19 protein-coding genes, 1 pseudogene and 1 riboswitch are annotated in these 21,796 nt (G+C 36.6%); of the genes and pseudogenes, 7 read left to right on the forward strand and 13 right to left on the reverse strand.

Going from position 1 to position 21,796, the window contains the following annotated elements; genetic code table 11:
• Positions 1 to 168: 168 nt before the first annotated feature.
• Positions 169 to 1,386, reverse strand: coding sequence for an SEC-C metal-binding domain-containing protein (locus I5776_RS11425; protein ID WP_202776541.1), 1,218 nt, complete (start codon positions 1,384 to 1,386; stop codon positions 169 to 171).
• Between the two features lie 746 nt (positions 1,387 to 2,132).
• Between I5776_RS11425 and I5776_RS11430 the strand changes: the two genes are divergently transcribed.
• Positions 2,133 to 4,130, forward strand: a complete 1,998-nt coding sequence (locus I5776_RS11430; protein ID WP_246483776.1) for a M6 family metalloprotease domain-containing protein — start codon at positions 2,133 to 2,135, stop codon at positions 4,128 to 4,130.
• 68 nt (positions 4,131 to 4,198) lie between these two features.
• Here I5776_RS11430 and I5776_RS11435 read toward each other — a convergent pair whose 3' ends face one another.
• The gene (locus tag I5776_RS11435; RefSeq protein ID WP_202776542.1) at positions 4,199 to 4,954 is read right to left on the reverse strand and encodes a GNAT family N-acetyltransferase; all 756 of its coding nucleotides are present in this window, start codon (positions 4,952 to 4,954) and stop codon (positions 4,199 to 4,201) included.
• Positions 4,955 to 5,150: 196 nt separating this feature from the next.
• On the opposite strand from I5776_RS11435, the gene I5776_RS11440 reads away from it, so the two are divergent.
• Entirely contained in the window at positions 5,151 to 5,408 is a 258-nt protein-coding gene (locus tag I5776_RS11440; protein ID WP_107921016.1) for an autorepressor SdpR family transcription factor, read from the forward strand.
• Between the two features lie 14 nt (positions 5,409 to 5,422).
• The gene (locus tag I5776_RS11445; protein WP_202776543.1) at positions 5,423 to 6,058 is read left to right on the forward strand and encodes an SdpI family protein; all 636 of its coding nucleotides are present in this window, start codon (positions 5,423 to 5,425) and stop codon (positions 6,056 to 6,058) included.
• Between the two features lie 47 nt (positions 6,059 to 6,105).
• Here I5776_RS11445 and I5776_RS11450 read toward each other — a convergent pair whose 3' ends face one another.
• The 3 genes from I5776_RS11450 to I5776_RS11460 all read right to left on the reverse strand — a co-directional run bounded on the left by I5776_RS11450 (position 6,106) and on the right by I5776_RS11460 (position 8,948).
• Complete coding sequence (locus tag I5776_RS11450; protein WP_202776544.1) at positions 6,106 to 7,140, reverse strand: YcxB family protein; 1,035 nt, start codon at positions 7,138 to 7,140, stop codon at positions 6,106 to 6,108.
• A gap of 594 nt (positions 7,141 to 7,734) precedes the next feature.
• Positions 7,735 to 7,890 carry a DUF4021 domain-containing protein gene (locus tag I5776_RS11455; protein ID WP_202776545.1) on the reverse strand — a complete coding sequence of 52 codons (156 nt, stop codon included), beginning with the start codon at positions 7,888 to 7,890 and terminating at the stop codon, positions 7,735 to 7,737.
• Between the two features lie 56 nt (positions 7,891 to 7,946).
• The gene (locus tag I5776_RS11460) at positions 7,947 to 8,948 is read right to left on the reverse strand and encodes an LLM class flavin-dependent oxidoreductase (protein WP_202776546.1); all 1,002 of its coding nucleotides are present in this window, start codon (positions 8,946 to 8,948) and stop codon (positions 7,947 to 7,949) included.
• A 283-nt stretch (positions 8,949 to 9,231) separates the two neighbouring features.
• Between I5776_RS11460 and I5776_RS11465 the strand changes: the two genes are divergently transcribed.
• Positions 9,232 to 9,426, forward strand: coding sequence for an alpha/beta-type small acid-soluble spore protein (locus I5776_RS11465; RefSeq protein ID WP_202776547.1), 195 nt, complete (start codon positions 9,232 to 9,234; stop codon positions 9,424 to 9,426).
• 72 nt (positions 9,427 to 9,498) lie between these two features.
• Here I5776_RS11465 and I5776_RS11470 read toward each other — a convergent pair.
• The 4 genes and pseudogenes from I5776_RS11470 to I5776_RS11485 form a co-directional block, all read right to left on the reverse strand.
• A pseudogene (locus I5776_RS11470) lies at positions 9,499 to 10,793 on the reverse strand (NCS2 family permease).
• A 187-nt stretch (positions 10,794 to 10,980) separates the two neighbouring features.
• Positions 10,981 to 11,082, reverse strand: a riboswitch (purine riboswitch).
• A 96-nt stretch (positions 11,083 to 11,178) separates the two neighbouring features.
• Entirely contained in the window at positions 11,179 to 11,736 is a 558-nt protein-coding gene (locus tag I5776_RS11475) for a GNAT family N-acetyltransferase (protein ID WP_202776548.1), read from the reverse strand.
• A gap of 30 nt (positions 11,737 to 11,766) precedes the next feature.
• On the reverse strand, positions 11,767 to 13,452 hold the full coding sequence (locus I5776_RS11480) for an alpha-keto acid decarboxylase family protein (protein ID WP_202776549.1): 1,686 nt from the start codon (positions 13,450 to 13,452) through the stop codon (positions 11,767 to 11,769).
• 184 nt (positions 13,453 to 13,636) lie between these two features.
• A complete protein-coding gene (locus I5776_RS11485; protein WP_202776550.1) occupies positions 13,637 to 14,110 on the reverse strand; it encodes a DinB family protein in 474 nt (157 codons plus the stop codon).
• A gap of 68 nt (positions 14,111 to 14,178) precedes the next feature.
• On the opposite strand from I5776_RS11485, the gene I5776_RS11490 reads away from it, so the two are divergent.
• Together I5776_RS11490 and I5776_RS11495 are read left to right on the forward strand one after the other, a co-directional pair.
• Positions 14,179 to 14,865, forward strand: coding sequence for an ArsR/SmtB family transcription factor (locus I5776_RS11490; protein WP_202776551.1), 687 nt, complete (start codon positions 14,179 to 14,181; stop codon positions 14,863 to 14,865).
• A gap of 40 nt (positions 14,866 to 14,905) precedes the next feature.
• On the forward strand, positions 14,906 to 16,195 hold the full coding sequence (locus tag I5776_RS11495; RefSeq protein ID WP_202776552.1) for an acyl-CoA thioesterase/bile acid-CoA:amino acid N-acyltransferase family protein: 1,290 nt from the start codon (positions 14,906 to 14,908) through the stop codon (positions 16,193 to 16,195).
• 197 nt (positions 16,196 to 16,392) lie between these two features.
• Here the strand turns inward: I5776_RS11495 and I5776_RS11500 are convergent, their stop codons facing one another.
• From I5776_RS11500 to lhgO, 4 genes are all read right to left on the reverse strand, one after another.
• Positions 16,393 to 16,863, reverse strand: coding sequence for a hypothetical protein (locus tag I5776_RS11500; RefSeq protein ID WP_202776553.1), 471 nt, complete (start codon positions 16,861 to 16,863; stop codon positions 16,393 to 16,395).
• A gap of 139 nt (positions 16,864 to 17,002) precedes the next feature.
• Positions 17,003 to 18,322 carry a (Fe-S)-binding protein gene (locus I5776_RS11505; RefSeq protein WP_202776554.1) on the reverse strand — a complete coding sequence of 440 codons (1,320 nt, stop codon included), beginning with the start codon at positions 18,320 to 18,322 and terminating at the stop codon, positions 17,003 to 17,005.
• Complete coding sequence (locus I5776_RS11510; protein WP_202776555.1) at positions 18,319 to 19,722, reverse strand: FAD-binding oxidoreductase; 1,404 nt, start codon at positions 19,720 to 19,722, stop codon at positions 18,319 to 18,321. The genes I5776_RS11505 and I5776_RS11510 overlap by 4 nt, the downstream gene beginning before the upstream one ends.
• Before the next feature lie 20 nt (positions 19,723 to 19,742).
• Positions 19,743 to 20,942, reverse strand: coding sequence for an L-2-hydroxyglutarate oxidase (gene lhgO / locus I5776_RS11515; protein ID WP_202776556.1), 1,200 nt, complete (start codon positions 20,940 to 20,942; stop codon positions 19,743 to 19,745).
• A gap of 181 nt (positions 20,943 to 21,123) precedes the next feature.
• Between lhgO and I5776_RS11520 the strand changes: the two genes are divergently transcribed.
• Positions 21,124 to 21,765 carry an aspartate/glutamate racemase family protein gene (locus I5776_RS11520; protein WP_202776557.1) on the forward strand — a complete coding sequence of 214 codons (642 nt, stop codon included), beginning with the start codon at positions 21,124 to 21,126 and terminating at the stop codon, positions 21,763 to 21,765.
• The last annotated feature ends 31 nt before the right edge of the window (positions 21,766 to 21,796 follow it).

Raw genomic sequence — 21,796 nt, forward strand, 5'->3', positions numbered from 1 at the left:
ATTCTTCGAATCATTCGCTTTTTCCTTCAATGTTTTGAAAAAACAGCCTGATTTAAACGCTACTCTCTCTGCTCCTGTTTTTGTAATAGATTCCAGCAAATTTTACCATTATAAAAGGACGGTCCCTCCGCTCCTAAAAGCGGTTGAACCGTCCTTTTGCTTGTTAACTTATTTTCCACAACACTTTTTGTATTTTTTTCCACTGCCGCATGGACAGGGATCATTTCTTCCTATTTTCTTTTTTGAACCGATGTCGATTAAATAATTTTTTTTGATTGCTAGTGGTTCCAATTTTTTGTTCTCTAGGGCTGCTAGTTCTTTAGGAGAGTAGCCTTTGAGGACCCATTGTTTCGTGTTATTTATAAGGTCCGTCAATAATGCCATTATCGCTTGAACCATTTCGTTATTATAAAATTCTAAGCCATTTCCTAAAAATTGAAGAATATCAATAGGGTTCTCACCAATTTGAGTAGCATGTATGCATTCCTTTACAATGCGTTCTGCTTCTAATCTGGTGATTTGATAATTTTCAAGAATGAAAGAAACTAAATGTAAGTAACTATCGTTTTTCTCGACAAAATCTGTTTCACCTGCTCGAAGCAGTTGGTCTTTTGTAAACGGAAAATAATTAAGATCTTTCCTCATTTGCTGTTCTTTCAATACACTTTTAGCATCTACTAATCTCTTATTGGAAAAGTAATCTGTATCTATATGGTAACTTCTGTAGTATTCATTTGCCTCATTAATGACAGCTAAATATTCGGATAGGTTCTCTTTAATACTTGTGTATTGTTCTAATAGTTCAATTAAATCATTCTTTTTCAGGCTTCCATAATAATGAAGGAGCCCATTAGTAAGCTTAATCCATTCTGTATTTCGCTTGATAATAGCATCGAAGTGATTGGAATTCTCTAAAAGCTCTAATTTCACTACCATTTCCTTCGGTGTTGCTAGTATACGTGTACCTTCATTGGTTCCAGTGAAAATAAAACCATAGGAAAGCAAGGAATTAATTTGGTATGTTTTTAAAGTCGGTGCTGTAATACATCCGCCATTATCCATTATTTTTTTTATGATTTCATACCGTTCTTGATCCAACGGTAAACAAATTTCCTCAAGTAGTTCAGGAACCTCTTTCATTAACAAAGATACTAATTCTGATTTTTTTAAACTACTTGCATTTTTAATCTCTAATTTCTTCCGGATTGAATGCAGTTCGTCCAACGTGAATCTGGAAAGTCCGTCTTGAAAGGTGATTGGCACTTGAATATTACTCCAAATTCTCAGATCTTTTTTGTTTTGGGTTTTCTTTGACATTCCTTTTCCCCCATCTGAAACGATGCCAATTACCTTTTTCTTTGTTTTTTCATCTATATGATTAACCATGTTGTTCACCTCTTAAATTGAATTAACTAGTAGATGAATCCCTATATCCTTTTTAATACCATATTGAATATTAACATCAATAGATACTTTCGTAAAATGTTTCAATTATCTCAATTAGATTCTTTATCATCGAATGATATACAATAAACGAATCAACTAGTCATAACAATGCTTTCAATTTACTATTTCGTATATTATAATAAATACAAGAATACAATAAAATGAACGCTGATGTACCAGCATCAGCGTTCAAGTAGCTACCCGCAAGAAGTGCGGTGGCTAAAACAGTGGGAAAGTAACCCAAAATGATTTAGCCGTCAGGGAGGGTTACTTTTCTTTGATGATCATGACAATCAAAGTAGCAAAACTGATCATTAAAATCAGGGCTTCGTAGCTTGTCATCGGCAACACCTCCTCCCTTGCTTCGACTTGATTACAAAACAAGAAACGGACAAGGTGCCACCACCCTCCCTGCATATGCAGCTAAACTAATCATACCATATATTCCTCATTAAACATACGTTCTCATTTTATTTTACCATCTTTTACATAATTTTTTATCGAATATTCTTATTCACTTTTAAAAGAATTCCCCCACTGATTCTTTCAGCCCAATCGACCTATGCCTTTTAAGCAAAACTTCATAGGCACTCTTATTCATTTTTTTAATTTTCGGTATTTTATATATCAGATTATTATGAATAGTTGTATGATTTAGTGGTACGAAATAGAAAAGGTCTAAAGGGGTGGGTGTTCTGAAGTTTTTAAAAAGAATAGTAGTTGGTGCAATTAGTGTTGGATTTATTACCGTTTCTACCACAGCGTATGCGGCAAAGCCCGGGCTGGAGTCTTTTCCTGAGCCTGTCGATCCACAGTCTTGGGTTCTCCCAAGAGATATGACATGGGATGATTATCGACCAGTTCCTGGGGTAGACTGGAAAACTGCAGATGTGAAGCCTGAACGTGTGATCAAAGGAGCATTAATCATTGTAGATTTCCCTGATCGTGAATTTATGTTGAGTCAGCCTGAAGGTTCAGAAATAGCGGGAAATCCGGTTGGGACTGGAAATATTCCACGTGATCAATTAGGAAAATTCTGGGTGGATTTTTTAAGTAAGCCCCAGCCACTTAACAATTATAGTACGGTAAATGATTATTGGCGAGAAAATTCATATGGTAAATGGAAAATAGAGCTGGATTCATTCGGTCCGTACCGTATGGATTCGAATGAATTCCAATATGGACTGAATGAATTTGGACAGAATGTGAATATGCCTGAAGGGTTCAGCGGAAAGAATTTACGGACAGAAGCGGTGAATAAAGCTAAAGCGGACATGGATGCGTCCGGTGAAACTTATGATTTCAAATTTGTCGTTCATGCAGGGTATGATGAATCCGGTGTTTGGCAAGAATTTGGTGAAATGATGTTCTTAAATCCAGACGCGATTCCCGATACGTTCGGGCCACAAGTCAATGGCATGAAAAACTCAGCAGTTACCCGTTATGTTCCATGGACTTCTTGGTATGCGGCTAAAGGAATTTGGTCAAGCGCTGGTGGAGGCACATCCATCCAAGGCGAAAATGATGGAATGGGCACCTTTGCACATGAGTTTGGTCATATTATGAGTCTTGGAGATAATTATAATAATCCGTATGGTGTGCCGGTTTCCCGCTCCTATTCTGGCCCTTGGGAGCTTATGAGTCGCGGAAGCTTTAATGGCCCAGGCGGACCGCACACACGTTGGATGGTTCCTTCCGTCCTTGGTGCTTCGGCTCCTTCCCATCATATGTTGCGTAACAAGATTAAACAAGGATTCCTAGAAGATAATGAATATCTTCGATTAGATCGCGATCAATTGGCAGAAACAGGTCCCGTATTCGCGGATATTCTTGCAAGAGAGGTACCTGTTGGGGAGGAATTTGGGCGTACAGGATTACATGGAATCAATATTAGCATGGTCGATAACACGCCGAAAAATTCCTTAGAAGATGATTGGCGTGCTGATATGCAGCGCGGTGAGAAATGGTATAACAATTATACCGTTGAAGTCGTTGATCGCGTAGGTTATGACTCCTTCGCACCTGATTCAGGTGTCTTATTAGCCAAAACGAAAAATTCCGAATCTGCCCCTAATATATGGGTTGTCGATTCTCATAAAGAAGATATTAATCAAGAAGATTTCAAAAGACTAGATGGAACAACAGCTATGCTTTCAAAAGGCGACTATCAGCAGTTAGCAGATTCCTTGTTTAAAGCGGGTACGGGTGATGGTGTTGTAAGCGAGTATGAAGACAAATACAACCGTTTACATTTCTATGTGTTAGGGAAAAAATACGATAAAAAAGGTGTCTTATCCTATCGTCTAGGTGTTCGTCACATGGATGGCGCAGGCAATTACAAACGTGGCGTAGCTGTAAAATCAAGTACAACTGAAACGATTCCAGCAGTACCAGGCCGTGTAGCAGTTTATTACTTTAACGTAAAAAATACCGGTAAAGCTACAGATCTCATTCGATTGAATGTAAAAACACAGGCGAATTGGGAAACAATGCTAGAAAATAATGTCATTGAAGTAAAAGCTGGTGAAAGTGTCGATATTCCTGTATATGTTAAAATCCCACTAGGTGGCAAGAACAATCCAAAACCAACACCAAACAAGCTCACTCTTACAACTACATCTGAAACAGATTCTAGCAAACAAGCAAAAGTTGAGCGTTGGGTAGGTCCTGGCCAAGTTAGATAATATTGAGAAAAAGGAGGTGGATTTTCGTTAATTCCCTCCTTCTTTATGAAAATAGTAATCTTTGATTCTTATTCAAAAACTTTTATACACTCGTATTTGAATCCTACATATTGGTAGTTTTGCTTTTGATACATTTCCCTAGGCGTATCATTTCCATCTGCGACCAGAATAATCGTTTTTTGAGGAAAGTGATCCATCACAAACTTTTGTAATCGCCCGCCGATCCCCTTTCTCTGCATCGTATCCAAAACTGACAGCTGATCGATTTCCGCCGTATCTTCCGAAATAATGATATCTACTGAACCAGCTGGAAGTCCTCTGTAATAAGCAAGGACCTGCATTATTTGTTCATCTTTAAAATTTCTGTTGTGCAATGCTACCTTTTGTTTAGCGAATTCTTCCCCATATTCTTCATCAAAGGTATATTGCAACGTTAAAAACGCATCAAGGTTCTCGGCAGTAACTGGGTTTATATTTATATCTGGATTATCCTTTAAACGGGGAAATTGGTCCGGTTGAATCTCATACAACTCATTATATCCATAGAGAAAATCGTTATCGTTAAGATACTCAAGAAACCCTTCTGGTGGCTTTTGATTTTCCGGAAAAGTAAATTTCACATGAGATTGACCATGCTTCATATGATAATTACGTAAATAGGTGAAGGCTGCCTTAAATTCATCAATGGAAGGCATTTTCTTAAACGCTAAAAAATTACTATCATAGCGAACTAACATTTCGGGATAATGATAATGTTTGTATATTTCATTTTCAAAAACGATATTGCCAAGCGTATAAATATGGTTAAACGTTATATTTTCCATTTATTTGTTCCTTTCAACCAGTAGTGAGTGCCGGTTATTATATTTCGAATAATCATAGTATAACAAAATTTGGTGCTGGATATATAACTTAATCCCTTTGAGGACAGTTGATCTGCCGGAAAATTGTGGTTGACTTTATTTTGTTTTCGTTTTAGTATTTAAGTAAATAACTAAATACTTAAAAGGAGATGTAATGTTGAACGAGGTCTTTAAAGCATTATCAGATCCAACTCGTCGCAAAATTCTAGATTTATTAAAGGAGGAAGATTTAACAGCCGGCGAAATATCTGACCATTTTAATATGAGTAAACCGAGTATTTCGCAACATTTAAAATTACTTAAAAATGCCGGTTTAGTTCAAGATGAGAAAAAAGGTCAGTACGTATTTTATTCATTAAATACGACAGTATTTCAAGATATTATAAATTGGGCTTTTAATTTTTATGAAAAATAATAGGAGTTGAGATTATGAAAAAGCATTTTTTCCCACTTCTTATCATTGCTCTATCCGTGATTGTTTGGTTGATTGCTTTTCCGCACCTACCATCACAAATAGCCACACATTGGGATTTTAGCGGCAATGTTAATGGATATTCTACAAAAGTAGGCGCCATGTTGACGATGGTAGGCTTGTTAGTATTGCTTTATAGTATGTTTGTTTTTTTGCCTAAAGTAGATCCGAAAAAAGAAAATTACAAGTATTTTACTAAAAGCTATGGAATTATTATCAATTCATTATTGTTTATTTTTTTCATTCTAAACCTTCTAATCATCTTGTATAGTCTTGGTTATCCAATACCGATGTCAAGTCTTGGATCATTTATCATAGGGGCAATTTTTATCGTCTTAGGAAATTTTCTACAAACAGTTAGGGCAAATTTTTTCTTTGGGATTCGCACACCATGGACACTTTCTAATGATACAGTATGGAGAAAAACCCATCGTTTTGGCGGCAAACTCATGTTTTTTGCAGGAATCGTCATGATGCTTTCTACTTTTATTCCTACCGGCTGGAGAGAAGCTATCATTATAATCAGTATTATCGTATCTGTCGCGCTGCCTATTTACTATTCCTATCGTGTGTTTAAACAAGAAACGCATTAATATATTGACGGGACAGTGAATCTAAACTACTGTCCTGCTTTCAGTTATCATTTAAATACATATCGCTTTGGCGTTATCATGTTCTCTTTGCCTGGTACGTATAAGGAGATGGTTGGACCAATGATTTCTGCGGTAATTGATGAAGGAATTCTTATCTTTCCGTTTTCACCGATAAATTGAATCCCGTTTGTATTGTACCCCCAACTTCTTATTCCTTTATACATTACTGCAAGATTGTCTTCGTTCCATTGTTTAACTTCATCTTCAACCGGAATTGAATTAAGCATTTTGATGACGATCGATAAATCGTTGTCTTGTTCATATTTGGTTGTTCCATCCCCATTCCAATCCTGTTTGTGAACAGTTAGTTTATTGCTTTTGGTTTTATCATAATAGACTAAATATCCTGATTGTAATTTTTTGTTTTTGTCGTATCCGTAAATATACGTTTCAATGCTTGTGATGGTCCCATCTTTTGCAAATTTAATTTCTAAATCATTGGTCATTAAATACGGTTCTAGTTTTATTTTTGATTTGACTGAATCGATAATTCCAGTTAGTTTTGTCTGATAAAAATTATCATTTTTCAACTTAACTTTTGTATCTGTTTTCCATTCGTTTATTTTCCATGCTAATGCACCGTTAAAATTAACGGCATTGTTACCTACAAAGTACAATCCGATAATTGTAATTAATACAAAGAGAATCACCATTGGTTTCCAAATTAATTTTTTCGATTTTGTCCCTTTTATGTACTGTCCGAATAGATCTAGTGAATGAATGGCATCTTTTGAAATCGGAATAAACGTATTTTCTTGAAAGTATAAGAAAAACCACTTGTTACTTTCCTTTACCTTTGTTAACTTTTCCAACGGAAGAATCATCTTACCTCCGGTTTGGTTTGTTATCATTAATTGCTGCTCATTTATTTCGATTTGACTGCCTGTTTCAAATAGTTTTCTTTTCATTTGGCGTTGATAAATAATAAATTTATAGATTAGTAGGATAAAAATTAGTAAGCTCATTAATAAAAATAATGGAATCGTCGTTTTTAATTGTCCTATTTTTGTTATCGTATACATGACTCTCCACAACATGACGTACAGCACAAGGATTGCTAAGCTACTTTTACTCCCGAACAACTCATTTCGAAGAACCATTCTTCTGTATATTTTTTTAGTCAGTTTATTTTCAATGATCACCATCTCACACCTTTATTGATTTGCATTGTATTATTTATACTTCTTCAAATAATTTGTTATTCCTCTATAAAAACGCAGTTTCCGAAGAGTAAATGGGTCCTTTTTGAACGGCTTTTGTTAAAATTCACTCCCTTTTAAATAAGCTTCCTAAGTCGGTAACCAGAAAAGTAAATTAGGCGGAAATTTTCCGATTAAATGCAGAATGGTGGTCGTTACGGGCATATATAGGCGGAGGTTTTCCGACTATGCACAGCAAAATCTCCTTCTTTCACATTTTTCGAGTCAATAGGCGGAATTTCTCCGTCTATTTTATCCTTTTTTAATAAAAATCACCAATTAAGCGGAATTCTTCCGCCTATTTGGAAGTTGCTACACACGTTCCTTGTTTGCGACTTTTTTATAATGTATCGAAACCAATATAAAATAAAAGCCTCCTCCCATTCACAAGGAGCAAGGCTTTAAAGTAATTGTTAACTACTCTGTATAATTTTGTTCACTTTCTTCTTCACTTTCCAGCATACCATACAAGCCATTCATTGCTTGTTCTTCGATATTACTGTTGACAGTGCTATTAGTCGTTTCATTTTGATTAACATTTTCTACGTTGTTACCTATGTTCTGCTTTTTCATTGATTTCACCTCAATTTTAGAATTCCTTTATTGTGGTGAAATATGCAAATTACGATTTATTTACCTTCAACTATTTCTTTAAATAGTTCATACGATCTTTTTTGTTTATCGGGGTCATAAATATAAGATACGGCCATGATTTCATCAACATTATATTTGTCTTGGAAGTCTGTTATTTGTTTTGTAATTGTATCTTTGCTTCCCATAAATGTCATGTTTGACATCGATTCAATCATTTCTTTTTCCATCGGATTCCAAAGTTCATCTATATTATGAACTGGTGGTTGCAAAGGAATTTTAGATCCCCTCACAATATTTAAGAAAACTTGCTGCATCGACGTAGATAAAGATGCTGCTTCTTCATCTGTCTCAGCTGCAATTACGTTTAAACAAACCATCATATATGGCTTATCCAAGTACTTTGAAGGCTGGAATCGTTTCCGATAAATTGAAATTGCCGCTTCCATTTGTTTTGGTGCAAAATGAGATGCAAAGACATAAGGTAACCCCATACTTGCCGCTAAATGAGCGGAATCTGTGGACGAACCTAAGATATATAATGGGATATTTGTATCCACCCCAGGATATGCCCTTACATAACTTTGTTCATCTTCCGGACCGAAATAGGTAAGTATCTCCTTTATATCTTCAGGGAAAGTATATACTGTATCATTTTTTGATCTTCTTAGCGCACTTGCTGTTAACATATCTGTTCCCGGTGCACGGCCAAGTCCAAGATCGAGGCGATTTGGATAGATCGTTTCCATTGTACCGAATTGTTCAGCAACGACTAATGGAGAATGATTCGGAAGCATCACGCCCCCGGAACCGACACGAATACTTTCTGTATGTTCGAGTGTATGTTTGATTAAAATAGACGTTGCCGAACTAACTAATGTCGGGCTATTATGGTGTTCTGCAATCCAGTATCGCTTGTAACCCATTTTTTCCACAGCCTGTGCAAGATCCACCATTGAATCAATTGCTTCCTTTGTCGTCTGACCATCTCTTATTGGAGCAAGATTTAGTACAGAAACAGGTATATTTATAGTAGACATGATATTTATTTCCTTTCATTGTAAAGAGTATTATTATAGTAACAATTTGATCGTAAAAAACAAACTAATTTGCTTATTGATTTAGCATGAAACCACAATAGGCTTTCCGAATATAAATTCAACTTTATACTCTTAAAAAAACTCTTCACATTTATATTCCCCTCAAATGAAATATAACCTCTCTAAATTTAGAAACATTTTACACAATAAACATATTCGAATAGGTAATAATAAAAACGAGCAAATAATTTTTTGCTCAAAACTTCGTCGGGAGTGATGTATCATGGCTAGAAACAAACTTTTGGTTCCTGGTGCAGATAATGTTCTGGATCAAATGAAAGAAGAAATTGCCAATGAGTTTGGAGTTCAACTTGGTGCTGATACGACCGCACGTGCTAACGGTTCAGTCGGTGGCGAAATGACGAAACGTTTAATCGCATACGCCGAGCAATCATTACAAAATCAACAGAACCAATAACTGGTTTGGTTGATTTCACAAAAAAATGGGTGTCCAACTCTTGGACACCCATTTTTGGGACAACCGCACGTCTTAAACGATGAATACAAAATAAGCCAAAAATGCAAGGCTTAAAATATAGATTAGCGGATGAACGGCTTTCCATTTACCTAAAGCAATCATCGTTATTGGATATAAAATAAATCCTAATGCGATGCCTGTTGCAACACTAGATGTAAGAGGCATCATGATAATTGTTACAAATGCAGGGAAAACTATTTCAATTCGATCCCAATTGATCCGTTTAATTTCAGAAGCCATTAATGCCCCAACAATAATTAAAGCAGGTGCGGTAACTTCAGAAGTGACAATTGACAATAATGGCGAAAAGAATAAGGCAATGAAAAAACCACAAGAAATGATGACAGACGTGAATCCCGTACGCCCCCTGCTGCAATTCCCGCACTAGATTCAACCATTGATGCGGTTGTAGACGTACCCAGTACTGAACCGACAACAATTGAAGTTGAATCGGCAAGAAGCGCTCTACCGATATTTGGAATTCTATTATCTTTTATGAGACCCGCCTGACTGGCAATTGCAATTAATGCACCCGCTGTATCAAAAAAGGCAACAAATAAAAAGGTGAAAATGACCGCCAATACATCAGGGGATAAAACTTGATCTAAATGTTTGAACACGACTCCAAAAGTTGGAGATAAACTTGGAATTTTTCCGACTATATGTGTTGGTTTATCAATCACATGACATACAATCCCTATAGCAGTGGTGATAACCATTCCATAAAAAATTGCCCCACCAATTCGTCTAACCATCATTATTACAGTAATAACTAAGCCAATAATAGCTAAAATTGTTGTTGTTTTCGATAAATCCCCTAAAGACACAACTGTATCTTTGTTTGAAATGATAAAACCCGCGTTTTTTAATCCGACAAAAGCAACGAAGAACCCAAGTCCGCCTGAGATGGCGTATTTCAAATCCTCCGGAATAATATTAATGATCATTTCGCGAATTTTAAATAAGCTTAATAAAATAAAAAGAATACCAGCGATAAATACACCTGTTAATGTTGTTTGCCACGGAATGCCCATACCGATACATACAGAAAATGTAAAAAATGAGTTTAACCCCATGCTTGGTGCAATACCAATTGGGAAATTCGCTAACAATCCAATTAATAATGACCCGATAATGGCCGAAATGGCTGTCGCCGTAAAAACAGCCCCTTTATCCATGCCTGATTGACTTAATATAATTGGATTGACAACTAATATATAAGCCATCGACAGAAATGTAGTAATTCCTGCCATCGTCTCTTGCTTATAGGATGTTTGACGTTGCGCAAACTGAAAAAATTGCTTCACAATATTTATCCTCCAATTCTATAGAACAAAAAAACATGCATGTGTTTCTACCTATTAGAGTGGCTTTAAATGAAAAAAGAATGAGTTTCTTAATAAACACATTTTGTGTAATAAAAAAGCCTCCACGCATAGTGGAAGCTGCCGTTAGATAGATTCAAGAAGATATTGCTACTATCAATATATTGTAGTAAGAACAACAACTTCTTGTAGTCAAGCCATTTACGGCAGCTTGGTAGAAACGATTAGGCCGTATTCCTAATCATATACAAGACATGTTGTTAATTATACTCAAAGTAACTTTCATTTCAATAGAACTGAAAAAAGAATGACTAATTTTATTTTTCTACTTTTTCAAACAAGCAAAAAAACAGAAACTTTCCCCTTACTAAACTCCAAATATTATCCGGGTTTCCAGCAGGTTCCTTCTCCATATCATATGATCACTGCCTTCACCCCAAAAATTCTGCATCAAATAATTGGGATCTCCAAATTTCTTCTGCCAAATTTTCTGTGCTTGTTTATATCCGCTATCTAAACAAAATTCTTTTATTCCTTTATGTTGTAAAGTAAGAAAAATACTATTTAGGAGAATAGCCCCTATCCCTTTTCTTTGGTAATGAGGATGAACAAACACAGTGCCAATCTCAATTAGATTTTTATAAACGCCATCTGTACAACGATTAATCAGTTCATTCGAAGGTCCATATGCAATAGTTCCGACGATTTTATTTTTTACTAGAGCAATTAAAAAATAGTGATTCTCCCCATTACTCTCAAGGTCAGATTTTAAGAAAGCATTCTTTTCCGCTATTTCATGTTCAATATCCTCAACTAACTCCGACAAACCTTCCCTTGCAAATGTATCCTTGATGACTAAGCTAAAAAAGATATTTAACTCTTCAATATCCCCTATCCTCGGTCTTCGTATCTCAACCCTAAACATAGTATTCCCCCTAAGGGTCATTGGTCGTCCCTACCGTTCTAAATACTCTCTCATTTTAACCATATATTCCGGTGCGTCAAGTGGATTAGTAATAAGCATTTCAATCATACAAAGCTTATTTGAACTTTCTGCTTCGGCTTGTTTAATTGCATCATCGAGCTCCTTATTCGTTTTTACGACAGCAGTGAATGCACGCTCACCAAATGCTTCCGGAAGCTTAGTATATTCCCAATTAGGTACTTGATTATATAACTGATTTTTCGTTTTGACATTTAAATACTTTTCGATTGTGTATCCACCATTATTCAAAACAAAAATAATTGGTTTACAGCCGTTGGTAAGCATCGAACTGATTTCTTGTGCAGTTAACTGGATTGATCCGTCCCCTGTAAATAACAATACTCTCCGATCCGGTGCAGCAATACTAGCACCAAAAGTGGAAGGTGTTGCATATCCAATGGATTGCCAGCCTCCTTGTGTAATATATGTCACCCCGCGTGGCAGTCTTACTTGTGATAAACCGTAAAAAAAGCTTCCGGTTTCACCAATTACAATGTCATTTACTTTTAACATTTGCTGGATACGCGGATAATAGCTTTTGGCACTTAATAATGCTTCAGGATTTTGCTTTTCCTCAACGTATGGATAAGGAAAAGTTGGAATTGGTTCCTTTTGTTTATACCCCATGCTTTTTAGCCCTTTTATCATATCTTGAGCCAGCACATTCGGATATTCAGCGTGTCCAATTTTTACTTTTTCAGGTTGAATGTCAATCATTTTCAGTGGGTCAAGCATTGCTGAAAATTTCGCGGTATTCGTATCCGCCCAGACGAGCCCAATCGTAATAACGCTTTGTGCAGATTCTATCATAGAACGAACGGTATCACTGCCAAATTGTCCCGCATACATTCCGATGAAATTCGGATGACTTTCATCAAACCCTCCCTTGCCGAACATCATACTTGCAACAGGCAAATTCATTGCTTCTGCTAATGCCAGTGCATCCTGTTGAAGATGGAACCGCATCATTTTCACATCAACAAGTAAGACGGATTGTTCACTGCTTTCTAGCAATTGCTTTGCATGAGCAAGTGCCGCTTGCAATGTTTTAGGATTGGTCATTGTAGACTTTGGCAGCATGGGCTGACGCATTACTACTGGTTTCGTGACTAAATCGTCAGCAATAACCAAGTATACGGGCTTTTTCTTTTCTTTTGCTAGATGAATAGCCGTAGGAATTTCCTGCATTGCATTTTCAAGGGTAATCTTAACTGAATACGCTGTAATGGGTTCGTATACTTTACGAAACGTATCAAAATTCCCATCCATTAACGTATGGTGCATAAGCTTGTGCTCCTGTTGGTCCATCGATGGTGGAGCTCCCACAATATGAATAACAGGTACATGTTCACTGTTGGAACCTGCAATCGCATTACAAGCACTCAATTCACCTACACCAAAAGTAGTAATCAGTGCTGCAATGCCCTTAACTCTTGCATAGCCATCAGCTGCATATCCTGAATTTAACTCGTTTCGTCCATTTACAAAATTAATTCCTTCATAGTTCTCTAAATGATCAAGCAGTGAAAAATTATAATCCCCAGGCACGCCGAATATTTCTGTAATGCCTTCTTTTTTCAAACAATCAAACAAATACTCACCTAACACTACCTTCTCTTCATTTCCTACGACTGGACTCTCACTATTATTAAACATTATACAACCTCTCCTCCTACGATTGTGACGGTAAACTCCTTATAACATTACCCGTAAAAACCAACAGTTATTCGGAATGTTTAGTAGGTTTAAGAGAGGATAAACATTTATTCAGTTAACATAATTATTTTATAGTTAATTTAAAGTATTTATTATATTATATTTTTAATTCTTTTCCCCAGTTCTAATCCCAAATTAACGGTCTTTCCAAACCAATCATTCGTAAGTATTGTAAAAATTGCCCGGCATGAACTGCATCGTGATAGGCAATTCGCAAAAGCATGTCCCCTAAATATCGCTGATAGCCTACATCACCGCGATCAATCAGTCTAGTTGTTAATTCTTCGGCTGAAAGTGATGTAACATATGAAATGAAATCATCAAAATATGGGCTCGATAATTCAATCTCCTTTTCTATTGAGGTAATAGGTTCCTGATCGAATGGCGCGGGTGCCTCTTCTTTTATTGAACCATTGTTTTGTAACATTAAATGATAGTAGAAGCTTCCAGTCCAAACATGACGGATCATTTCACCAAAAGACATTGCCTCTTTATCTGGTCTCCAATCTATCCAGCTGTCTGGTAGTGATCTCCATAGTTTTATTGAACGACGACGTGTTTCTTGTAAATTTAAAATACTTAACTCAATCGAATTCATGCAAATTCCTCCCGTTAATTCTTTACTAGATTATTGTAGTATAAATACATTTAGGGTATCATCGAAATATGAATGTATATCCAAATATTTCATATATTGCAAAACTAATAGCAGAGCCGACAAGGGCAATTATTTTAGATCGTTTAATGGATGGAAAAGCACTGCCAGCCAGTGAATTAGCTTATATGGCGAAAGTATCCCATCCAACAATTAGCTCACATCTTACGAAACTTGTAGAAGGAAATCTCCTAATAATGGAACAGCATGGAAGGCATCGTTACTATCGACTAGCAAATGCGGAAGTGGCTGAAGTAATTGAAAAATTAGGAACGATTGCACCGCAAGCAGAAATTCGTACATTACGACAATCTAGTCAAATGAAACAAGTTCGTAAAGGTCGAACTTGTTACGATCATTTAGCTGGGGAGCTTGGAGTAACAGTTACCCAAGCAATGTTGGATAAGAAAATCATCATTTTAGACAAGGAGGCATTTATTGTTACAGAACAAGGGAAAAACTGGTTTCTTCAATTAGGAATTAATATTGATAAGGCTACGATTAAAAGGAGGATTTTTGCAAAACCATGTCTTGATTGGAGTGAAAGACGCTATCATATGTCAGGCTGGCTAGGCGCCGCAATTGCAAATCATTTTTTTACTCAAAAATGGATAATAAAATCTGAGTCAAGCCGCGCGGTTCATCTTACTCCAAATGGGAAACAAGCATTGAAACAATTTTTGGGAATTGAAATGTAGGTCCAGCCCTTTGTTCAAAAATATCTAGGGAGATGAAAACGTGTCTATTTTAAATAAGCCTAAAATAGTTGTTGATTCATACGTTTCACTTATTGATTGCCCCATTAAAATTGAAGCCCATGGCTTACAGCCCGACCAGGAATACATTTTAAGATTGAACCGACGTTCGATTACGCAAAAAGCCATTAAATATTGGGAATCGAAAACCGTTTTTTGCGCAGATAATAACGGAATGATTTCATTAAATGAGCAAGCTCCCCTTTCCGGGTCCTACACCGTTAAAGATGGAATGGGATTATTTTGGTCTTTGGAAGTGGTAAAGACACATGAAAATATCAATGAACCCTATCATATGCTAGCACCACATAAGTTTAGTATATCGCTTGAACACGAAGGAAAAATTGTTGATGAAAAGCAAATCACTCGTCTTTGGTATTCTTCAAATGTAGACCGGATTCCAGTCAGAGAGGAAGGACTTGTTGCAACGTATTTTCAGCATAAAAGTGGCAAAAAGCTACCAGGTATCATTGTTGTTGGTGGGTCAGAGGGTGGAATCTTTGAATTTCTCGCTGGGCTTCTCGCCTCGAATGGATTTAACGTCCTAGTACTTGGGTATTTTGGTATTGACCATCTACCGGAAAGACTCGTGAATATCCCTCTTGAATATGTTCAAAAAGCCATTTATTGGCTAAAGGATCGGAAAGAAATTGATGATCGATGGCTCGGAATTCACGGAACTTCCAGAGGTGGAGAATTAGCTTTATGGTCAGCATGTTTATATCCTGACATTAAAGCAGTCGTTTCCTTAAATGGATCGGCCGTTTCTTTTTCCGGTATTGTCCCTTGGTCGGATGATGCAAATTTACCACCTGCATGGACATATAATAATAACCCACTCCCCTATGCTTCTCAAAGGAACCCAATTGAGATGGCATTAAAATGTAAACAAATGTGGGAAAGTAATCAGAATCCACTATCTATTTGGTATCAAACACTAATATCAGATCAAAATATTTTGGAAGAAGCAATCATCCCAGTAGAAAAGAGTAACAGTTCATTTTTATTCATTTCTGGTGAAGATGATGCGAATTTTGACTCGGCATCTCTAAATCAGAAAGCGATGAAGCGGTTAAAAACAAGGAAACATCCTTATTCGTATGAGCAACTTGTATATTCGGGAGCAGGTCATGAAGTCGGCTTTCCCTACATACCAATTTTGGCTAATGCATGGACTGGAGGAACGAAACAGCAAACAGCCCATGCCAGTCAAAAAGCATGGAAGAAAACGATTGAGTTTTTTAAGGAAAGTTATAATCGTTCCGAAGTGTAGTTTTGGAATAAAGTTTGATAAAAATGGAGTATCAAATCCTTATTTAGTAGCTAAACAAAAACTCCATTTTGAATAAAGATTGATCAAAATGGAGTTAATTTTGCTATAAGTATGAGATTTTTATAGAAAAGTCTGATCAATACTAAATGTCGTTATAAAAGGAAAACACCTCTTTTAGTTCAACAAGATATACTACACTATACTCTCTTCACAAATCCTTTTTCTTTTAAAAATTGAAAACCATATAAAAGCAAGGCATCAACCATAAATACATACATTAATTGAAATTTTTTCATTCGTACCAAGGAGAATATCTTAAATTTTTGTAAATAATACATCAAACCATAAGTAAACGCACCATCGACAATCAAATTCAACAGCATATAGCGAAAAAAATTCCCGTATGTCCATTTTAAAATCCAGAAAGAACCTACTAAGAACGGTCCCCACGTAAATGGAAATACCCAAGTTACCTTCGGAGAAAGGACTTCATACCACCGCCACCATCTTCGCTTTTTGGCGATAGAATTAACAATTAGTACCACAAATGAAATAAATATACAAGATGGTAAATATCGCTTAAATGCATCCTTCCCCAACATAGGAACTGAAAACCAAGGAAGAATCATCATTAATAACAATGTCTTAGAACAATTCCGGGATTTCATTTTTACAACCTCCTATTCCATCCATCAAGAATAATATTCCCTAGAATAGGAAAATTCCGTCTCATTTTTTTCAAAACGGTACAACTTTTAAACAGTTAAATTTTATTTTAAATCTACATATTTTACTCCAGCTTTATTATTAAGTCAGTCCGCACGCTTCTGCAAGGATTTCTACCAAATGCATACTACGTATGTTTTCGGATGCCTCCATGCGATCAATGCCTAGACTCATTTGTAATTGGCAGCCCGGGTTTGTCGTAATGACTGCTTTCGGCTGTAGCTCGATGACCTCTTTCATTTTCTTATCTAAAATCTTCATGGATTCTTGAAAATGAAGAAGATTATATATTCCACCGGAAGCACAACAACGATTTGCCCCTTCCATTTCTACATAAGTAATCCCTGGAATTGACTGGAGTAGCTGCCTAGGTTCTTGATATACCTTTTGAACATTTCTTAGATGACATGAATCCTGATAAACGACGATACCCTTCCATTCCTTTATAAATGGAAGTGGACCATATTCAGTAAGAATCTGACTGATATCTCTTGATTTTTTTGCAAATTCCCCTGCAGTTTCGGCCCATTCTTCATCCCCTTTTAACAAGTAATCATATTCTGAAAGTGCTGCACCACATCCCCCTGCATTATTTACATAAAATTCCGCTTCAGACTGAGTAAATGATTGTATATTTGCCTTAGCTAGTTCCTTCGCCTTTTCTGTAGCACCTTGATGTGCATGTAATGCACCACAACAAGTTTGATGATTCGGAATCACTACCTCACACCCAACAGATGTAAGCAATTCAATTGATAAACGGTTCACTTTATACATAATTGAATCCATAATACATCCGGTGAAGAAAGCAACTCTTACTTTTCTTTCGCCTTTTGCCGGAAATACTGTACCATGCTTCAATCGTTTACTCGGATTTTCTAAAGGAGGTAGAATTTTTTCCATTTGCGCCAATGGTTCCGACAGTATAGGAAAGAGCTTCGTTTTTCGAATGAGCCTGTCTAATTTAGATTTTTTATACAGCCACACAGTACTACCTAGAAACTTCATACGATTTGGATATGGAAACAATTGATTCATAGCCATATTTTTTAATAAGAAATGTGAATTTTCACGTTTTTGTTGCTTCGATTGGGCTATGGCATCTTTCGCAGCTTCAAGCATATGGCCATAAGGAACACCTACAGGACATGCTATTTCGCATGCACGGCAGCCTAAGCAAAGTTCGATAGGTTCAGCCATATGTTCTGATATATCAATTTTTCCTTCAGCGGCCATTTTCACTAAATTAATTCTTCCGCGAGGTGAAGCTGATTCCTTCCCCATCGATTCGTATGTAGGGCAAACAGGTAAACAATAGCCGCATTGAACACACTGGTTTGTCCAATTATATGTTTTATCATGAAGATTTTTGACAACTGGATTTAGGGAAGTCTTTTTCATACAAAGACCACTCTCTTCTGATCTTTTTCCGGAAAAATCTTTCCTGGATTCAGGATATTATTCGGGTCCCAAGCCTCTTTTATTTTTTTCATCATGTATAAGCCGGATTTTCCCAGCTCCATCTCCATATAGGGTGATTTTAATGTTCCAATCCCATGTTCACCAGATAAAGTACCACCCAGTTCAATCGCAGCTTCAAATATTTCACTAACAGCCAATTCTACTTTTTTCATTTCTTCAATGTTTCGTTTATCGGTAATTATATTCGGATGTAAGTTCCCATCACCCGCATGACCAAATACAACTAGGTTCAGCTTATATTTATCCCGTATACGATTTAACCTTTCCATCATTGCAGGAATTTTGCTTCTTGGTACTGTTGCATCCTCTGATATTTTCGTTGGACCCATTTGTGTAATTGCCGGCGAAACCATTTTCCTTGCACTCCAAATTTTTAACCTTTCTGATTCTGTTTCTGCAACTTTTACATAGGTTGCTCCTGAATTCCTACACATCTTGGCACATTGTTTAATCTCTTCGTCAATGGCTGCTGGGTGTCCATCCACTTCGACTATAATAATGGAATCGGCATCAACCGGTAATCCGGATGGACTAAAGGATTCAACAGCACGAATACATGCATTGTCCATTAATTCTATTGCAGAAGGTAGAATACCAGCCGATAATATGGAAGTGATCGCATGTCCGGAATCAAGAAGGTGAGCAAAGTGAGCGAGCAATGTTTTCCTCGCTTGTGGTTTTGGTATCAATCGAACAATGACTTCCGTTACAATACCCAATGTGCCCTCTGAACCAACAATTAGTCGGGTGATATCATATCCCGTTACATTTTTTACTGTTTTTCCGCCCGTTCGGATAATATCTCCCAATGGTGTGACGACTTCTAGACCGATTACATATTCTTTTGTCGTCCCATATTTTAACCCTTTTGGTCCGCTTGAGTTTTCAGAAATATTTCCTCCAATCGTGGCTACATGTGAGCTGCTAGGATCAGGAGGATAGAATAAACCAACCTCTTCAGCTTTTTTATGTAAATCTCCCGTAATCACACCCGGGGAAACAATGGCAAGCAAGTTTTCACGATCAATGACTAGTTTTTCATTAAACTGAGTCATATCTAAAACCATTCCACCTTTAACAGGCAATGGACCACCACTTAAAGATGTTCCTGCTCCTCTTGGATAGATTGGAATCAAATACTCATTTGCAAGTTTAACCAGCTCACTTATTTCGCTTGCATTCTTTGGTTGGATGACGATTTCAGGCAAATATTCACCAAATGATGCATCATAACTATAGGAATACAGCTCCGCTAATTCAGTAAAAATTCGTTCCAAAGGGATGATAGTCTTTATCTTTTTTAATGCTTCTTGATTCAATTACATCACTTCCTTCTTTTTCACGATGTCACTTTGTAAGACGAGAGCATTTTCACCACTTCTTTGCCAATTTCAATCGAGGCAGTAGCCGCAGGAGATGGTGCATTACATACATGCACTGATCGTTTTCCATTTACAATAAAAAAATCATCAACGAGTGTTCCATCATCTCGTAATGCCTGTGCTCGTATGCCGGTCGGACCAGGAATTAAATCTTTTCCCTCGATACTCGGAATAAGTATTTGTACGCTTTCAACAAATTTCTTTTTATAAAAGGAACGGACCATTTCATTCATCCCTTCCTTCATATAAGTTGAAGCTAGCTTCCAAAATCCTGCATAGGTTAACGTTTCAGTTGCATCCTGAAGTTTAAAGGATAGTTTCTTATAGCCTTCACGATCTAGGTTTAACACTGCATTTGGTCCTACATCAATCGTTCCGTCGATCATTCTTGTAAAATGGACACCAAGAAATGGAAAATTTGGATTTGGCACCGGATAAATAAGATTTTTGACAAGATGCCTTTTATCTGATGCAAGCTGATAATACTCTCCACGAAATGGGACAATTTTCATATCTAACTTATAACCCGTTAATTTCGCTATGCGGTCACTTTGTAAACCCGCACAATTTATTAGCATTCTTCCCCGCAATACTTGATTGTTCGTTTCTACTATAATTTCATCCTCTAATTCTTTAATATTTTTCGCTTCACTATTTAAATAAATTTCTCCCCCACGGTTACGAATAATATTCCCTATTACTTCACAAACCGATTGATAATTAACAATACCTGCCATTGGTACATGGATTGCTTCAAGTCCTTGAACATGAGGTTCTAATTCTTGCAATTCGTCTCTATTAATCTTTCTGATTTGTAAACCATTACTTATCCCTCTATGATAAAGTTTATCTAGTAGCAAGCGTTCGCTTTTAGAAGTGGCAACGATTACTTTTCCACATTGATCATAAGGTATTTCATGTGACTCACAAAAAGCAACCATACTTTCATTTCCTTCTTTGGCTAAACGGGCTTTTAAACTACCAGGTTTATAATAAATACCTGAATGAATCACACCACTGTTATGCCCCGTTTGATGTGAAGCTAATTTCTCTTCTTTTTCAATAATGGCCAGTTTTATACCTGGATGCTTATCGTATAAGGCCATCGCCACTGATAAGCCGACAATGCCCCCACCAACGATGATGTAATCATACATTTCAGTTCCTTCTTTCTATGCTTAATAAGTTGGCTATGTTAAACTTGTCCGTTGATTTTCGCAGCAATCAACTAAATGGAAAAATTAACATTTTCTTTAACATAGCTGATAATTTCTATACTATTCATACAAAATTACTGATTATTTCGTTATAATGAATCAAAAAAGGAGGAATGTAATTTTGAAAGTTGGACTCATTCATGCTACAACGACCGCTATAAAGCCAATTGAACAGGCTTTTCAAGCAGAAGCCCCAGAAATTGAACTACTTCATTTCATGGATACAAGTCTGCTCTCTTTGATAGAATCGAGTGGTTCACTGACACCAGAAATTATGCGCAGGTTTGTCGTATTATTAAATATGGCAGCGGATTCAAATGTTGATTGCATCCAATTGACGTGCTCTGCTTTTAATAACATTACAACGTTTTTGCAGCCGCTCTATTCAATTAAACTATTTCGGTCGGATGAAGCTATGCTTGATGAAGCACTTGCTTATCATCGAATTGGATTAATCTCTACCGTCAAAGAAACACCTGAAGCTTTAATCACCTATTTAAGGGAAAAGAAACCAGATTGTCTCATTGAATCATTAGTTGACCCGGGAATTATCCATCTTTTATTCCAAGGGAAAAAAGATGAACACGATTTAAAGGTAAAAAACATGATACGGGAAATGGACGGACAGGTGGACGTCATTGTACTTTCGCAATACAGCATGGAACATGTAGCTCATCAAATCCGAACTTCCGTGCCTATTCTTACTGCTCCTTTAGCTACAGTGAAAAGATGTTTATCTTATTTACAGCACCATGGATCTTAATTATTTTGCCGGTCCGATTGTTCTTTACCAC

It is taken from the genome of Heyndrickxia vini, from assembly GCF_016772275.1.
Taxonomy (GTDB): Bacteria; Bacillota; Bacilli; order Bacillales; family Bacillaceae_C; genus Heyndrickxia; species Heyndrickxia vini.

Coding starts and splice junctions, on each gene's coding strand:
- I5776_RS11425 (WP_202776541.1), bottom strand. CDS start 1,386: ATGGTTAATCATATAGATGAAAAAACAAAGAAAAAGGTAATTGGCATC.
- I5776_RS11435 (WP_202776542.1), bottom strand. CDS start 4,954: ATGGAAAATATAACGTTTAACCATATTTATACGCTTGGCAATATCGTT.
- I5776_RS11445 (WP_202776543.1), top strand. CDS start 5,423: ATGAAAAAGCATTTTTTCCCACTTCTTATCATTGCTCTATCCGTGATT.
- I5776_RS11450 (WP_202776544.1), bottom strand. CDS start 7,140: ATGTATACGATAACAAAAATAGGACAATTAAAAACGACGATTCCATTA.
- I5776_RS11455 (WP_202776545.1), bottom strand. CDS start 7,890: ATGAAAAAGCAGAACATAGGTAACAACGTAGAAAATGTTAATCAAAAT.
- I5776_RS11460 (WP_202776546.1), bottom strand. CDS start 8,948: ATGTCTACTATAAATATACCTGTTTCTGTACTAAATCTTGCTCCAATA.
- I5776_RS11465 (WP_202776547.1), top strand. CDS start 9,232: ATGGCTAGAAACAAACTTTTGGTTCCTGGTGCAGATAATGTTCTGGAT.
- I5776_RS11475 (WP_202776548.1), bottom strand. CDS start 11,736: ATGTTTAGGGTTGAGATACGAAGACCGAGGATAGGGGATATTGAAGAG.
- I5776_RS11480 (WP_202776549.1), bottom strand. CDS start 13,452: ATGTTTAATAATAGTGAGAGTCCAGTCGTAGGAAATGAAGAGAAGGTA.
- I5776_RS11485 (WP_202776550.1), bottom strand. CDS start 14,110: ATGAATTCGATTGAGTTAAGTATTTTAAATTTACAAGAAACACGTCGT.
- I5776_RS11490 (WP_202776551.1), top strand. CDS start 14,179: ATGAATGTATATCCAAATATTTCATATATTGCAAAACTAATAGCAGAG.
- I5776_RS11500 (WP_202776553.1), bottom strand. CDS start 16,863: ATGAAATCCCGGAATTGTTCTAAGACATTGTTATTAATGATGATTCTT.
- I5776_RS11505 (WP_202776554.1), bottom strand. CDS start 18,322: ATGAAAAAGACTTCCCTAAATCCAGTTGTCAAAAATCTTCATGATAAA.
- lhgO (WP_202776556.1), bottom strand. CDS start 20,942: ATGTATGATTACATCATCGTTGGTGGGGGCATTGTCGGCTTATCAGTG.